At 69.5% G+C, this 15,360-nt stretch carries 14 protein-coding genes, 1 tRNA gene and 1 other RNA gene; 10 read left to right on the top strand and 6 right to left on the bottom strand.

Annotated features, from left to right (window positions below; all coding sequences use genetic code 11):
* Positions 1-93: 93 nt before the first annotated feature.
* The 4 genes from ACWDOP_RS20985 to ACWDOP_RS20970 all read left to right on the top strand — a co-directional run bounded on the left by ACWDOP_RS20985 (position 94) and on the right by ACWDOP_RS20970 (position 4,622).
* Positions 94-453, top strand: coding sequence for a YciI family protein (locus ACWDOP_RS20985; protein WP_456346416.1), 360 nt, complete (start codon positions 94-96; stop codon positions 451-453).
* Positions 450-1,664 carry an RNA polymerase sigma factor gene (locus ACWDOP_RS20980; protein ID WP_456346415.1) on the top strand — a complete coding sequence of 405 codons (1,215 nt, stop codon included), beginning with the start codon at positions 450-452 and terminating at the stop codon, positions 1,662-1,664. The genes ACWDOP_RS20985 and ACWDOP_RS20980 overlap by 4 nt, the downstream gene beginning before the upstream one ends.
* 64 nt (positions 1,665-1,728) lie before the next feature.
* Complete coding sequence (locus ACWDOP_RS20975) at positions 1,729-3,393, top strand: alpha/beta fold hydrolase (protein ID WP_456346414.1); 1,665 nt, start codon at positions 1,729-1,731, stop codon at positions 3,391-3,393.
* A gap of 389 nt (positions 3,394-3,782) precedes the next feature.
* Positions 3,783-4,622 (top strand): methyltransferase domain-containing protein, encoded by an 840-nt coding sequence (locus ACWDOP_RS20970; RefSeq protein WP_456346448.1) that lies wholly within the window; start codon positions 3,783-3,785, stop codon positions 4,620-4,622.
* A gap of 84 nt (positions 4,623-4,706) precedes the next feature.
* Here the strand turns inward: ACWDOP_RS20970 and ACWDOP_RS20965 are convergent, their stop codons facing one another.
* Positions 4,707-6,005, bottom strand: a complete 1,299-nt coding sequence (locus ACWDOP_RS20965; RefSeq protein WP_456346413.1) for an aminotransferase — start codon at positions 6,003-6,005, stop codon at positions 4,707-4,709.
* Between the two features lie 134 nt (positions 6,006-6,139).
* Positions 6,140-6,234: signal recognition particle sRNA small type (gene ffs / locus ACWDOP_RS20960), an RNA gene on the bottom strand.
* A 100-nt stretch (positions 6,235-6,334) separates the two neighbouring features.
* Here ffs and ACWDOP_RS20955 point away from each other — a divergent pair.
* Positions 6,335-7,402: a hypothetical protein gene (locus ACWDOP_RS20955; protein WP_456346412.1), complete on the top strand. Its 1,068-nt coding sequence runs from the start codon at positions 6,335-6,337 to the stop codon at positions 7,400-7,402.
* Positions 7,403-7,487: 85 nt separating this feature from the next.
* Positions 7,488-7,572: transfer RNA gene (locus ACWDOP_RS20950), tRNA-Ser, on the top strand.
* A 66-nt stretch (positions 7,573-7,638) separates the two neighbouring features.
* On the opposite strand, the gene ACWDOP_RS20945 is transcribed toward ACWDOP_RS20950, so the two are convergent.
* Together ACWDOP_RS20945 and ACWDOP_RS20940 are read right to left on the bottom strand one after the other, a co-directional pair.
* Positions 7,639-7,884: a hypothetical protein gene (locus ACWDOP_RS20945; protein ID WP_454208510.1), complete on the bottom strand. Its 246-nt coding sequence runs from the start codon at positions 7,882-7,884 to the stop codon at positions 7,639-7,641.
* A 406-nt stretch (positions 7,885-8,290) separates the two neighbouring features.
* Positions 8,291-9,781, bottom strand: coding sequence for a wax ester/triacylglycerol synthase domain-containing protein (locus ACWDOP_RS20940; protein ID WP_456346411.1), 1,491 nt, complete (start codon positions 9,779-9,781; stop codon positions 8,291-8,293).
* A 101-nt stretch (positions 9,782-9,882) separates the two neighbouring features.
* Here ACWDOP_RS20940 and qcrB point away from each other — a divergent pair, with 101 nt between their 5' ends.
* Positions 9,883-11,517 carry a cytochrome bc1 complex cytochrome b subunit gene (qcrB, locus tag ACWDOP_RS20935; protein WP_456346410.1) on the top strand — a complete coding sequence of 545 codons (1,635 nt, stop codon included), beginning with the start codon at positions 9,883-9,885 and terminating at the stop codon, positions 11,515-11,517.
* A gap of 75 nt (positions 11,518-11,592) precedes the next feature.
* Here qcrB and ACWDOP_RS20930 read toward each other — a convergent pair whose 3' ends face one another.
* Positions 11,593-11,796 (bottom strand): DUF397 domain-containing protein, encoded by a 204-nt coding sequence (locus ACWDOP_RS20930; protein WP_454208513.1) that lies wholly within the window; start codon positions 11,794-11,796, stop codon positions 11,593-11,595.
* 399 nt (positions 11,797-12,195) lie between these two features.
* Here ACWDOP_RS20930 and ACWDOP_RS20925 point away from each other — a divergent pair, with 399 nt between their 5' ends.
* The 3 genes from ACWDOP_RS20925 (at position 12,196) to ACWDOP_RS20915 (ending at position 14,553) form a co-directional block, all read left to right on the top strand.
* On the top strand, positions 12,196-12,711 hold the full coding sequence (locus ACWDOP_RS20925; RefSeq protein ID WP_456346409.1) for a DUF309 domain-containing protein: 516 nt from the start codon (positions 12,196-12,198) through the stop codon (positions 12,709-12,711).
* Between the two features lie 107 nt (positions 12,712-12,818).
* A complete protein-coding gene (gluQRS, locus tag ACWDOP_RS20920; protein WP_456346447.1) occupies positions 12,819-13,739 on the top strand; it encodes a tRNA glutamyl-Q(34) synthetase GluQRS in 921 nt (306 codons plus the stop codon).
* A gap of 52 nt (positions 13,740-13,791) precedes the next feature.
* Entirely contained in the window at positions 13,792-14,553 is a 762-nt protein-coding gene (locus tag ACWDOP_RS20915) for an RDD family protein (protein ID WP_456346408.1), read from the top strand.
* 108 nt (positions 14,554-14,661) lie between these two features.
* Here the strand turns inward: ACWDOP_RS20915 and ACWDOP_RS20910 are convergent, their stop codons facing one another.
* Positions 14,662-15,351: a DUF4190 domain-containing protein gene (locus tag ACWDOP_RS20910; RefSeq protein ID WP_456346407.1), complete on the bottom strand. Its 690-nt coding sequence runs from the start codon at positions 15,349-15,351 to the stop codon at positions 14,662-14,664.
* Between the last annotated feature and the right edge of the window lie 9 nt (positions 15,352-15,360).

Raw genomic sequence — 15,360 nt, 5'->3', positions numbered from 1 at the left:
GCGGACCGGTGACAGGGGTCACGCGAACACGCCACCTGGGCGCCGGCGTGGGCCGGTTGACCGGCCCGGTGGGATCTGGGAGTTTGTCGAACCATGAAGTACCTACTGCTCATCTACGGCAACCAGGAGAAATGGGATTCGATCCCGCCCGCGGAGTGGCCGCGCGTGGTGGCCGAGCAGGAGGCGTGGAACGCGCGCTATCGCGCCACCGGGGAACTGCTGGGCGCCTACGGTCTCGGCGACGCCGACACCGCGGAACTCGTGCTGCGCCGGGACGGCGCGCCGGTCGTGACCGACGGGCCCTACCTCGAGACCAAGGAGTACCTGGCCAGCCTCTACCTGCTGAACGTCGCGACCGCCGAGCGGGCGCGCGAGATCGCGGCCGACATCCCCATGGCCGATCGATCGCCGGTGGAAGTGTGGCCGGTGCTGCACGAGTCGCCGAAACAGTGACCGGCTCGGGCGTCGAATCGGTTCTGCGCGAGCTCGCGCCCGGCGTGCTGGCCACCCTGGTCCGGCGCTACGGCGACTTCGCCGCCTGCGAGGACGCCACCCAGGAGGCGCTGCTCGCCGCGACCACGCAGTGGCCCGAGTCGGGTATGCCGGACAACCCGCGCGGCTGGCTGGTGACCGTCGCGCAGCGGCGGCTCATCGACGAGATGCGCGGCGAATCGGCGCGCCGCCGGCGCGAGGAACGCGACGCGGCCGCCACCGTCGAACCCGGCGACGCGCCCGCCCACGATGATTCGCTCGCGCTGCTGTTCCTGTGCTGCCATCCCGCGCTGACTCCCCCGAGCCAGATCGCGCTGACGCTGCGCGCGGTCGGCGGCCTGAGCACCGCGCAACTCGCGGCCGCCTTCCTGGTGCCGGAAGCGACCATGGCACAGCGGATCTCCCGCGCCAAGCAGACCGTGGACGCCGCGGGGCGCGTCTTCGCCATGCCCGCGCCCGCCGAGCGGGCCACCCGGCTGGCTGCGGTGCTGCACGTGCTGTACCTAATCTTCAACGAGGGCTACACCGCTACCGCCGGAACGGATCTCGTGGCACCCGACCTCAGTGACGAGGGAATTCGACTCGCGCGCATGCTCTTCCGGCTGCTGCCCGCGGACGCCGAAGTGGCCGGGCTGCTGGCCCTGATGCTGCTCACCGACGCGCGCCGGGCCGCGCGCGTGGACGCCGCCGGGGACCTGGTGCCGCTCGACGAGCAGGATCGCGGACTGTGGGATCACGCGCGGGTCGCCGAGGGGGTCGAGCTGATCACCGCGACGCTGGCGCGCGGGGACGTCGGCCCGTACCAGCTGCAGGCCGCGATAGCCGCCGTGCACGACGAGGCCGAAACCGTCGAGACCACGGACTGGCCGCAGATCCTCGCGCTCTACGACCTGCTCGAGCGCGTCGCGCCCAATCCCGTCACCACGCTCAATCGCGCGGTCGCGGTGGCCATGGTCCTCGGACCCGCGGCCGGGCTGGCCGTCATCGCCGAGCTGGAGTCGGACCGGCGAATGGCCCGCCATCACCGGCTGCTCGCCACCCGCGCGCATCTGCGCGAACTCGCGGGCGACCGCGCGGGTGCGGCCCGGGACTATCGCGCGGCCGCCGACCGGGCCGACAATGCCCCTGAGCAGCGCTATCTCGCCGGGAAAGTTTTTTCGCTGACGATGTAGAGATCGCGGCGACCGCTCCGACCACCTCGCGTAAGGCACCGAAAAGCCAACCCGAGGAGTCACCGTGAACACCACCCGCGAACCCATCGTCCGCGCCGACATGAGCATCTCCCTGGACGGATTCGTCTGCGGCCTGGGAGCGCTCGAGCCGCCGTACCTGGACGAAGGCTTCCATCGCGTCACCGAGTGGGCCGTCAAGCACTTCGTCTGGCAGGAGCAGCACGGCCTCACAGGCGAGACGTCCGCGACCGCCGTCACCGATCCCGAGGCCGAGGTGATCGCCGAACGCGTCGAGCGGACCGGAGCGTACGTCCTGGGCAGGCGCATGTTCGATTCGGCCGGCACGGAATGGGACATCGAGTCGCCGTATCACGTGCCGGTCTTCGTGGTCACCCAGCGCGCGGAGGAATCGCGAATCCTGGCCGACGGCACCGTCTTCCACTTCTGCACCGACGGCGTGACCGCGGCGATCGAGCAGGCTATCCGGGTGTGCCGCGCGGCGGGCGCGGGCCGGGACGTGCACGTCTCCGGCGGCGCGTCCATCGTGCAGCAGGCCCTGGCCGCCGGCCTCGTCGACGAACTGCACATCCATATCGCGCCCGTCCTGCTCGGCCGCGGCGTCCGGCTCTTCGACAACCTGCCCGCCGGGATCGTGGAACTCGAGCGCTACCGGGTTCTCGACTCCGCCGACGCCACCCACCTCGCCTTCCGCATCCCGCGGCGGGACGCCGGGGGCGACGAGTCCGGCGCGCCCGCGAGCACCGGCGCCGTCCCCGAGACCACCTCGGCCGCGACCACCGGCACCATCCCGGCGACCGAGCGCACCGCCGACGGCTCGGACCCGGCCGAGGACACCGCCTCCGAATCGCCCACCGGCACAGTCGAATCCGCGACCGGCGTCCCCGGCGATGTCGCGCGCCCGAACACCCGCGAGGTCGTCTCGCGCGACGGCACGGTGCTGGCCGTCGACGCCATCGGCTCCGGGGCCCCGGTGATCCTGCTCGGCGGCGCGTTCAACGATCGCTCCACGGTCGCGGCCCTGGCCGCGGCGCTCGCGCCCGACTTCACCGCGATCACCTACGACCGCCGCGCCCGCGGCGGCAGCGACGACCGCGCCGCGGACTACGCGCTGCGGTCCGAGATCGAGGACCTCGCCGCGGTCATCGCCGAGTTCGGCGGGCGGGCAAGCGTTTTCGGTCACTCCTCGGGCGGAGTCCTCGCGCTGGAGGGTCTCATGCACGACCTCCCGATCGACCGGGTCGCGGTCTACGAGACCCCGTACCTGGCCGACGACTCGCGGCCCGCCCCCGCCCCGGGCACCCGCGCACGCCTCGCGGAGCTGGTGCGCGCGGGCGAGCACGACGCCGCGGTGACGCTGTTCCTGGAGGAGAACGTCGGGGTGCCCGCCGAGATGGTGGCGGGGATGCGCGCCGCCGACGACTGGCCCTTCCTGGTCGCCAACGCCGGCGGCCTGCCCTACGACGCCCTCGCCTGCGGCGACGACCTCGCCCCACCCACCGCCCGCCTCGCCGCCCTGACCCGCCCGATCCTGGCGGTCCACGGCGATCAGACCTGGCCCTGGCTCGCCGCGGGCGCCCGTGCGGTGGCATCGGCCGCCCCCGGCGCCCGCACGGTCGAGCTCCCCGGCGCCGACCACGGCGTCCTCGCGACCCCCGACCAGCTCGCCCCCACCCTGCGCGAGTTCTTCACCGCCCCCGCCCACCCCTGATCACCGGCGGCACACCGCCCCGCCCGCAACGGCTTCCGCGATGACCCCGCACCCGGGATCTCGCGCCGCGGGTGGGGCGTACGCGCTTTCCATGCCACTACACCCGGCGGCCACTACACCCGGCGGCCACTACACCCGGCGGCCACTACACCCGGCGGCCACTACACCCGGCGGCCACTACACCCGGCGGCCACTGCACCCGGCGGCCACTGCACCCGGCGGCCACTGCACCCGGCGGCCACTGCACCCGCGCAGGCGGGTGCGTGGCCCGGAGCCATGCTGGTGCGTGGCCGGTGCGGGGGACGTTCACCGGGGTTGGCGGCATCGTCCCTTCTGCCCGCGTTGCGGTGACGCGCGTCACGACTAGGCTCGGCGACATGCCCGACACCATGGCTGTACCCACAGCGGGAGCCGCGCCGCACGACGGCGGCGGGTCCGGACTGCGACCGGACCGATTCGACCGAGAAGGCCAGGACCAACTGGTCGACGTACACGATCTACAGGCCGCGCTACCCGGCATCCGGCGGCTGCGGAACTGGGCGCACGACGCGCTCGCCGCGCGCGCCGGAGAGAGCGCGGTGGACATCGGATCCGGGACCGGGTCCGAGGTCATCCGGTTCGCCGAGGCGGTCGGGGCCACCGGCACCGCGGTCGGGGTCGAACCCGACCCGCAACTGCTGACCGCCGCCGAACGCCGGGCCGCCCAGGCCGGATCGACCGCCACCTTCGTCTCCGGCGACGCCTACGGCCTGCCGTTCGGCTCGGACAGCTTCGACGTGGCGCTGTGCGAACGCGTCTTCCAGCACCTGACGTCCCCGGCACGCGCGGTCGGCGAAATCGCCCGCGTGCTGAAACCGGGCGGCCGGGTCGTGGTCATGGACAGCGACTGGGGCACCGCCATCGTGCATCCGGGCGACCGGCAGGTGGTCGGCAAGGTCATCGAGACCATGATCGCCGGAACCACCAACCCCTTCGCCGGGCGCAGGCTCGCCGGGCAGCTCAGCGCGGCCGGACTGGTGGTCGACGACATCGGCTCGCACGCCCTGATCCAGGACGGCGGGATCGGCGCGGGCGCCCTGGTGGCCCGCATCGCCGACATGTCCGTGGCGCGCGGGTCCATCACCCAGGAGCAGCGCGATCAACTCATCGCCGACCTGGAAGCGGGCGCGAAGAGCGGCGACATCCACCTGTCGGTGACCATCTTCGCGGTGCTCGCCCACAAGGCCTAGCCGCCGCATCGTCTCCATGTAAAAGCAAGGCGCGCACCGTATCCGGTGCGCGCCTTCGATTCCGGTAGCGACTACCGGCGCGGCCTATTCCCCGGCCGCGGCCAGGAGCTTCTCGGTGGCGGCCAGCAGCACGCACGTCGCGACGCCGTCCATCGCCTTCTCCAGATCGGCCAGCGAGGGGAAGCTCGGGGCGAGCCGAATGTTCTTGTCCTCGAGGTCCTTTCCGTACGGGAAGGACGAACCGGCGGGGGTCAGCGCGATGCCGGCCTGCCGGGCCAGCCCCACCACCCGGCTGGCCGTGCCCTCGAGCACGTCGAGGCTGATGAAGTAGCCGCCCTTGGGCTCGGTCCAGGACGCGACCTTGGACGCGCCCAGGCGATCCTCCAGAATGCGCAGCACCAGCTGGAATTTCGGCTCCAGGATGGCGCGGTGCTTCTGCATGTGCGCCCGCACACCCTCGGCGTCACCGAAGAAGCGCAGGTGCCGCAGCTGGTTGACCTTGTCCGGGCCGATGCTCTTCTTGCCCGCGTGCTTCAGGAACCAGTCCAGGTTCGCGGTGGACGCGCCGAGGAAACTCACGCCCGAGCCCGCGAAGGTGATCTTCGAGGTGGACGCGAAAACGTAGGGGCGGTTGGGGTTTCCGGCCGTGGCGGCCAGCCCGAGCACATCGATCACCGGATCGGCGATGTCGGTCAGCGGGTGCACCGCGTAGGCGTTGTCCCAGAAGAGCCGGAAATCGGGCGCGGCGGTGGGCATGGAGACCAGCTCGTGCGCCACGGCCTCGGAGAAGGTGACGCCGGTGGGGTTGGAGTAGTTCGGCACCGCCCACAGGCCCTTGATGCTCGCGTCGTCGCGGACGAGCTCGGCGATCGCGCGCACGTCCGGCCCGTCGTGACCCATCGGAATCGGGATCATCTCGATGCCGAGCGATTCGGTGATGGCGAAGTGCCGGTCGTAACCCGGTGCGGGACACAGGAACTTGAGCACCGGCTCGTCGGCCCAGCGCCGCTCGGAGTCGGCGTTGCCGTGCAGCATCGAGTACACGATCACGTCGTGCATGTACTCCAGGCTGGCGTTGTTGCCCGCGATGAGGTTCTCGACCCGGATGCCCAGCAGCTCGCCGAAGATGGCGCGCAGCTCCGGCAGGCCGTGCAGGCCACCGTAATTGCGCACATCGGTGCCGGTGGCGTCGCGGTAGTCCTCGATGCCCGGCAGCGAGAGCAGGTCCAGCGACAGGTCCAGCTGCTCGGGCGCGGGCTTACCGCGCGTGATGTCCAGCGTCAGCTTCTCGGTCTGGAGCGTCGCGTAGTTCGCGGTCTGCGTCTCGTGTTCGGTTACGAGTTCCGCATGGCTCATCAAACCAATTTGCGTCTGCCGGGGCATGGTGCAGCCTTTCCAGGGGCTAGGGGTGTTTTGTCCTGTCTGCGCCACAGCGCCGACCCGGATCACGTTACTTGGTAGCCACTGCCGACGGGGAGGTATCTCCACCGTCGCAAGCGTGCGAACACCCCGGAAATTAAAGGGGACCCAGCGCACCCGGCAGAGCCCGTTGACCCTTGCTGCCTTCCGGCCCTGGGGGAGTTCACAGGATGCGCGCCGCGCTGGATCCGTCGGCCAGTGTAGCGGCTCACCGAGACTCGCGCCGCCCCGGGTCGATACGATCGGTCGGACAGGCGGGGGGACCCGCTCAGCACCGGAGGGGAAAACCTGTAGTGACTAGCTCCAATCCCGGATCGGGCGACCCGCAGGACCCGGCCCGGCACCAGGAAACCGCGCAGTGGTGGGACATGCCGCCGGCCACCCAGGACGCGGGCGCGCCGGTCACCGGCGCGGACCCCACGATGCTCAACTACGGGGGTGGAGCGGCGTACGCCCCTCCCCCGCAGCCCTTTACGCCCCAGCCGTTCACCGGCCAGCAGTCCGCACCCCAGCCCTTCCCGGGTCTGCAGTCCGCACCGCAGCCGTTCCCCGGGCAGCAGTCCGCGCCCCAGCCGTTCGCGGGTCAGCAGTTCGCGTCCCAGCCCCAGCCGTTCTCCGGCGGGTACGCCCAGCAGCCGCCGCCGCAACCCCCGATGGGCAGCTACGGCGGCTACACGCCCCCGCCGTCCGGCGGCGGATCCAAGACCGGCTGGATCATCGGCGGCGTGGTGGGCCTGGTGGCGATCGTCGGCATCGGCGTCGTGGCGATCGGCTTGTCCGGCAAGAAGGACAATCCGCTCAGCCCGCTCGATGACGGGAAGGCCGCCATGGACGGCAACTACTCCATGGACAACGTCACCAACGCCTGCAACCTCATCGATCCCTCGTCGATAACCCGCTGGTCCTCGACCTCGAGCGGAACCCCCGAGCACACCGAGACCAAGCCGACCGATTACTCCGGCGGGCGGCTGACCTGCACGGCCGGCTACGAAAGCCAGTCCAGCACCAGCAAGTACCACACGAACGAGGCGGACATCACCCTCGACGTCTCCTTCAACGGCGCCTACGGCAAGCCCGACTACGAGTCCTGGAAGTCCTACGACACCGGCACCACCGGCAGCGGCCGCTCCTCCGGCGACGTCAGCGGCATCGGGTCGCAGGGCTACTGGCACGCCGAGACCCGCGACTACTCCTCGTTCAGTGTGCTCGATTACACAGTCGCCGTGCAGGACAGCAACGTCTCGGTCAAGGTCAAGATCAGCGTCGACCGCGGCGAAGGCGAAACCGTCAGCAAGGAGGACGTGGCCCGCGTCGCCAAGGACCAGGTCCAGCAGGCCCTGAACGGCCTGAAGAAGAAGTAGCCCGCGCACCGGCCGATCCCCGCGAGAAAGCGTCCCCGACCACCGAATTTCTTGTTACCGCCCTCTACCCGGTATATTCCTCCACGGAGGATTCGCCTAGTGGCCTATGGCGCTCGCCTGGAACGCGGGTTGGGTTAACGCCCTCAGGGGTTCAAATCCCCTATCCTCCGCTCACGAAAGCCTCGGCTGGACACCGTCCGCCGAGGCTTTCGTCGTTTCCGGCCGATTGTTTCCGGTCAGTCGTCGACGCGGGCGTGGCGGCCGGTCGGGGGCGGGACCGAGACGGCGGGCAGGTCCGGGACGGGGACCGGGGAGAGGGCGCGCTCCCACAGGGGAGCGGTCGTCTCCACGAACCTGGGGAGTTCTTCGGTGGGGTAGTCGAGTTCTCGGCGGGCCTGCGCGAGGAAGAGGTCCATGGTGCCGTAGGCGGTGAGGATCTCCGTGAGGAGGCGCAGGGCACTGGGGTGGGTTGTCTGCGTCACGTTCGTCATGGTCCTCCACTGGGGCGCGAACCCGGGCGCGCCACGCACCGGGACGGCCGCGGACTCGGAACACCGGCCGGCGGATGGGGTTGGGTTGGGTATACCCGCCGGCCGGTGTCGTGCTGCCGTGTACAGCGATCGGCCCCGTTTGCAGGCCGGGGCCCGAGTCGTCAGGGCGGGACGACCCAGGGCATCCGAGCGCGGGCGGCTGCCAGCCTGTAACTGCGCGTGGCCGGGAGTCCCCACGCAGGATCCCGCGCTCGGAATGCCCGAGGCCAAAGCTAGGCAGTACCACCAGGTCGCCGCGACACGACGCGCACGATGGCATGGAATGTCAGCGCATTCAGCACGACAGGTCACAGGTGACTAGAAAATAGCCTCTATGCCCGTCAGGTGGCCTGGCAAATCATCGGAAAGCATCCGTCGGCGCCGGATCGCCCGCGGCGCGCAGGGCCGCGACGACCTCGTCGAGAGCCGAGTCCAGCAGCGCCGCGTAGTCGTCGAGCCGGATCACGACCGCCGGATCGGCATGCACGGACACCGTGACCGTGTCGCCGAGGCCGTGCACGCCGTGGGTCAGATGCATGACCGAGCCCAGCCCGGGAAACCCCGCGGTGAACAGGACACGGCCGCCGGCGAACGCGAGATCCGCGGGACCCCGGTGCACGCTGGAGATCACGGTGTGGCCCGAGACCGACTGCGGCAGTACATCTATCGGATAGGACGCGATGTCGCGGTACAGGATCGGCGCGGGAATCGCGGCGGTCGCCCGGGTGCGCGCGGCCTGCAGCGGATGCGCGGCTCGGGTGCGGCGCTCGGCCAGACCGGCGGCGATACCCGCGGCGCGCTCCGCCGGATCCGGCTCTCCCGCAAGTAGATCCACCGACAGATCGTGATAGCTGTTGCGGGTGCGGCCGTCACCGGACACCGCCATGGGAACCTGCGCGAACAGCGGGGCGGCGGGCTCGCCCGATTCCGCCGAATACCGCTCCAGTGCAAGGGATACGGCGGTGGCGACCACCACCGTCACCGTCCGGCCGGGTACCCGCAACCGGTCGGCGTCCCGCACCAGCATGCGCACCGCGTGGGCCGCGGGCGGGATGCCGTCGCCGTTGAACACGGTGGGCCCGACGGGCGACGCCGGCGGCGGGATCGCGCCGGACGCGGTCAGTTCGGCCAGTTCGCGTTCGGCACGGTACGCCGCGATGCCGCGAAACACCGTGCGCGCCATATCGATCGGAATCACCGGCAGGGCGAGCGCGGCGGCCGCCCAGGGCCGCGGAAGCACCGTGGACAGCAGGTCCGCCGCCGCGTCGTGAGCACGGGCGATCAGGCGTCCCGGCAATCCGGCGGGTGCCGCGCCGGAGCCGAACCCGTCCCGACCCTCAGCCGTGCGAGATCCCGCGGCGGCGTCCCCGAACTCCGCCGCGGCGAACAGCGCCCGCGCCAGCTCCGCCGCGCGCCGGCCGTCCGCGAGCGCGTGCGAGAGCTGCAGCACGGCGATCAGCGCGGATTCGCCCGGCTCGGCACCGGGCGCGCCCGTGACGCCGCGGAACAGGTGCAGTCGCCAGGGGCGCCGATCGGCGCGCAGCCCGGTGCCCAGCAATTCGCCCAGCGCCGCCGGAATCGCGTCCCAGCTCACGCCCCCGGGCGAGTGCTCGGCCACCTGGTCATCGGTGAATCCACAAGGCTCCCAAATGGGATACGCAATGTTTGCAGGAGTATCCAGCACGCGCGCCAGCAAATCCGGAACGCGGGCGACCCGATTCGCGAGGATTTCCCGTAGTCGCTTGACCGACTGACCGGTATCGACAAAGGCGTACAGCAGGAACAGATCGTTGCGGGTTCGCGCCGACAGCCAGTACATGGTGGCGTCCCGGGGCGCCAGGGATTTCACCCGACGACCCTATCGAAAGGCCCTACGGTCCAGGCACTCTGGGTGCTACCGTGTGTAGTAGAAGGCTTGCAATACTCTCTTCTCGGGGCCGGGTGACCGCTATGGCAACTCGAAATCGACTCGCGGAACAGGCCGATGGGGCGGATCAGCGCTATCGGGCCGCGGCATTCCTCAAAAGATCCATCAATAAGGTATTTCCGACGCATTGGTCGTTCCTGCTCGGCGAAATCGCGCTCTACACCTTCGTCATTCTGCTGCTGTCCGGTATATACCTGACGCTGTTCTTCGACCCCTCCATGAGCGAGGTCGTCTACGAGGGCTCCTACCAGCCGTTACGCGGCGTCACCATGTCCCGCGCCTACGCCACCACGCTCGAGATCTCCTTCGACGTGCGCGGCGGGCTCTTCGTGCGCCAGGTTCACCACTGGGCCGCGCTGCTGTTCTCCGCCTCGATGATCATCCATCTGTGCCGGGTGTTCTTCACCGGCGCGTTCCGCAGGCCACGCGAGGCGAACTGGGTGATCGGCGCACTCCTGCTGATCATCGCCATGTTCGAGGGCTTCTTCGGCTACTCGCTGCCCGACGACCTGCTCTCGGGCACCGGACTGCGCGCGGCCTTCGCCGGCATCACGATGAGCGCACCCGTCATCGGAACCTGGCTGCACTGGCTGCTGTTCGGCGGCGACTTCCCCGGAAACCTCATCGTGCCCAGGCTCTACGTGACACACGTGCTGCTGTTCCCGGGAATCATGCTGGCGCTCATAGCCGTTCACGTCGCGCTGGTCTGGTACCAGAAGCACACCCAGTTCCCCGGGCCCGCGCGCACCGAGAAGAACGTCGCCGGCACCCGCATCGTGCCGGTGTTCTCGGTAGACCAGGGCGCGTTCTTCGCCTTCACCCTGGGCGTGCTCGCGCTGATGGGCGGCCTGTTGCAGATCAATCCGGTGTGGAACCTGGGTCCTTACAACCCTTCCCAGGTCTCCGCCGGCACCCAGCCCGACTTCTACCTGATGTGGACCGACGGCTTCCTGCGCCTGTTCCCGGCCTGGGAGCTGTACATCTTCGGGCACACCGTGCCCGGCGCCTTCTCGGTCGCGCTGGCCATGCCGGTGATCTTCGGGCTGCTCATCGTCTATCCGTGGATCGAGAAACGCCTGACCGGCGACCGCGCACACCACAACCTGCTGCAACGTCCCCGGGACGTGCCGGTGCGCACGGCCATCGGCGCCATGGCCCTCACCTTCTACCTGGTGCTCACCCTGGCCTGCGTCAACGACATCATCGCCCTGCAGTTCCACATCTCGCTCAACGCGACGACCTGGATCTTCCGCATCGCGCTGCTGCTCGGCCCGCCCCTGGCGTACTACACGGCGTACCGGCTCTGCCTGGGCCTGCAGCGCCGCGACCGCGCGGTGCTCGAACACGGCGTGGAAACCGGTGTGGTGCGCAGACTTCCGCACGGTGAATACATCGAGATCCACCAGCCGCTGGGCCCGGTGGACGCGCACGGCCACCCGATTCCGCTGGAATACCAGGGCGCGCCCGTGCCGTACAAGATGAACAAGCTCGGCAGCGCGGGCCGTCCGGGCACCGGCAGCTTCTGGCGCGCCGACCCGCCGGATGAACGCGAACAGCACGCCGCCGCCGAACTCGCCGCGGAGCACGCGCAGCTCGCCGTGCTGCGGCGCGCGCAGCGGAACGACCGCCCGGTGGACGGGGACGACCCCGCCGAGTAGCGATCACACCCCGAAATACGGAGAACCCCGAGTCTGGCATCGACTCGGGGTTCTCTGTTCTCGCTCGGCCGGCGGTCAGGCGCGGGTGAACTCGCCGTCGGAGACGCCCGCCACGAACGCGTCCCACTCGCCCGGGGTGAAAGCCAGAATCGGGCCGTGGCCGTGATCCTTGGTGTCACGGACACCCACGGTGCCGTTCACGAGAAAGGCGACCTCCACACAGTTGCCGTTGGGGCCGCTGTGTTTGCTCTTGCGCCATACGGCGCCTGTGAAATCCACATTCACGGTACTAGCTCCTTTGCTGCGTCAAGCTCGAGATCTTGCTGGCATCGATCTGGGTGACGCCGGAATCCACGACGCTGCACGATTCCCGCGTACGCCGGGAGTTGCACGCAAACACTCCGTACAACCAACTTTCCGCACTTCACGATGGGAATGCACCCCCGATGGCCCTTCCCGCGCTAAAGACTAGCAGGGTTCGACATAAGGAGATCGCATTCTTTCGTTTTCAACCAGCAAATTTGCAGCAAGGTTAGCCAGCTAATTATTAGCCTAATATTTGCCGAAGATCGGCGCACACGAATTTTGAAGCCCGCAATTAAGTTGTCGGTCAATTTGCCCACTTCCTGGCTAACTCGACGCGAGGCGCCCGCGAGCGCATCCGGGATCATGGACGGCATGGCCGAGCACACCCCGGACGATCCCGCCCCGGAGCCCGACGACACCCTCCGCGATCGCGACGAAACGGGCCGCGCGCGCAACGCCCGTCCGCGCGATCGTTTCGGCCGCCCACTGCCTTTCGGCAGCCCGGGCGTTCCGCGCATCCCCGATGACCTGCTGCTCTCCCCCGCCGAGACCCTCGACTACGCCCAGCGCCTGCTCGATGACGGTCTCGCCTTCAACGCGCACGAGGTGCTCGAGGCCGCCTGGAAGAACGGTCCGTTCGCCGAGCGGATGCTGTGGCAGGGTCTGGCCCAATACGCCGTTGGCCTGACCCACATTCAGCGCGGAAATCCCAAGGGCGCCCGCACCCTCCTGGAACGCGCGACGCATCGGCTGACCGCGTGCGAGCCCGTGCCGTACGACATCGACGCACCCGGCCTCATCGCACACGCGACCGCGCTCCTGACCGCACTGGACGAGGAAAAACCGCTGGTGGAAGCGGATTTACGAATACAGCTGCGACTTCGCTGAATTCGCATCGCGGCTGTCGGCACGCACCGGGTGTGCGCCCGTGCGTGGCTCGACGGCCACGCCGCCGCGAAGGATGCGAATGCACCCGTCACCTACTATGGGCCGCTGTGTCCACCACCGGTTTCGGACGATTCGCGCCCAGCCCCTCGGGTGATCTGCATCTGGGAAATCTGCGCACGGCACTGCTCGCCTGGCTGTTCGCCCGCTCGACCGGCCGCGGCTTCCTGCTGCGGGTCGAGGATCTGGATCGGGTGCGCGCCGGATCGCAGGAACGCCAGCTCGCGGATCTCGAAGCCCTCGGCCTCGACTGGGATCCGCCGGTCGTCCGGCAGTCCGAGCGGCTGCCCCTGTACGAACGAGCCATCGCGCGGTTGACCGCCGCGGGACGCACGTATGAATGCTTCTGTACGCGCCGGGAAATTCAACAGGCGGTCACCGCGCCGCACGGGCCCATGGGCGCCTATCCGGGGACATGCCGCGACCTCACGGAAAGTGATCGTGCGCAAAAGCGCGCGGCCGGACGACCCGCCGCACTGCGATTGCGTTCCGACGTCAGCGATTTCGAAATCACCGATCAGCTTCTCGGCAGCTATCGCGGCGCGGTCGACGATCTGGTGCTGCGGCGCGGCGACGGGATCCCGGCCTACAACCTCGCCGTCGTGGTCGACGATGCCGACCAGCACATCGACCAGGTCGTCCGGGGCGACGATCTCCTGCCTTCCACCCCACGTCAGGCGTATCTGGCCACCCTGCTGGGACTGCCGATACCGGCGTACGCCCACGTGCCGCTGGTCCTCAACACCGACGGCCAACGGCTGGCCAAGCGCGACGGCGCGGTCACCCTGCGCGATCGGATCGAGCTCGGCGAGACCCCGCAGCAGGTGTTCGCCGCACTCGCAGCCTCTCTCGGCTACCCCGAAGCAACCACGATGTCCCGGTTACTGGCGCAATTCCGGCCGGAAAACCTTCCACACCAACCATGGACACTCGATCCGAACGGCTTGTTGCAACCCAGTACGTATCCGTAACGTACGGACTCGACCAGATCCCGAACGAATTCGACGAGGACGGCGAAAACAAATGACAAGCGGTGGGTACGACCCCAACCAGTATCCGCAGGGCGGGCAGCCGTACGGCCAGCAGCCGTACCCGCCTCAGGGCCAGCAGCCGTACGGACAGCAGCCTTACGGCCAGCAGCCCGACCCCTACGGCAAGCAGCCCGATCCCTACGGCCAGCAGCCGCAGCAGCCGTCCTACGGGCAGCAGTCCGACCCCTACGGCCAGCAGCCCTACGGTCAGCAGCAGCCTTACGGGCAGCAGCAGCCCTACGGCCAGCCCGACCCCTACGCCCAGCAGCAGCCGTTCCCCGGCGGCCAGCCCGGCTACGGCGCGCCCGGCTTCGGCGGCGGCGCGGTGCCCGCCGACCTGTGGACCCGCTTCGGCGCCCGCGTGATCGACACGCTGATCGCCGGTATCCCGGCCGCCATCGTCGGCGCGATCCTGGCCTCGGTCATCGGCGGCATCGCGGGCAGCATCATCCAGTCGCTGTTCATCGGCGTGGTCATCACCGCCTACTTCGTCGGCATGGAGACCTCGCAGAACACCACCCTCGGCAAGAAGATGCTCGGCCTGCGCATCATCCCGCCGAACGGCGCGGCCAAGATCGATCCGAAGCAGTCGCTGATGCGCAACCTGTACGCCGCGTGCAACGCCGTGTACTGCCTGGGCGGACTGGTCGGCTTCGGTCTGGCGATCTACATCGCCATCACCATCGAGCAGGACCCGAACAAGCAGGGCTGGCACGACAAGCTCGCCGGCGGCACCCAGGTCGTCAAGGGCTGATAGTTCCGCGTCCCGCGTCGAGCCGGGGCGACAGCACGAAACGGGGCGCATCCGATGATCGGATGCGCCCCGTTGTCGTTCGCCGCAAGACATTTCGCGGCCCGCCGGTCAGTAGCTGCTGGTACCCAGGAAGGCCGCGCCGATGATCACCCACAGCAGGATGCCCAGCGCCAGCCCGCCCGCACCGACCCAGATACCGCCGAGCGCGAGCCCGCGGCCCTCCTGACCGCTCTGTTTGATCTGGTTCAGCGCGATCACGCCCAGGATCAGCCCGACCAGCGAACCGATGGGCAGGAAGCAGAAGAACAGCGTGGTCAGGCCGAGAATCGAAGTAATGAGCGCGCCGATGGCCATGCCGTTGGTGCCCATGCCCTGCGGCCCGTACCCGTAGGGCTGGTAGCCGCCGGGCTGCCCGTACCCGGGCTGCTGGTAGCCGTAACCCGGGGCCGCCGGTCCCGGCTGCGGGAACCCGCCGGACCCCTGCTGCGGGAACCCGCCCGACGCGGGCTGGCCGTAACCGCCCGGCGCGGGCTGCGCGAAGCCGCCGGAACCGGGCTGCGCGTACCCGCCCGAGTTCGGATACGGGGTACCCGGATTCGGCTGCGGCGGAGGATAATTCGGATACTGCGGCGCGCCGGCCTGCGCGTCCTGCGGCTTGCTCAGGTTCGGTGCGGAGGAATAGCCGGCCGGTGGCGGCGTCACCGGATTCGCCCCCGCGCCCGATGGCGCGGAATCCGGCGAGACCCCTTCACCGCCGTACTGTTTCCACCACTCGTCGGAACCGCCGGCATTCGTCATCAGCCCAGC

The organism is Nocardia sp. NPDC003693 (assembly GCF_053981095.1).
Note: the sequence above shows the minus strand (reverse complement) of the source record. Positions and strands in the feature narration are given on the sequence as shown.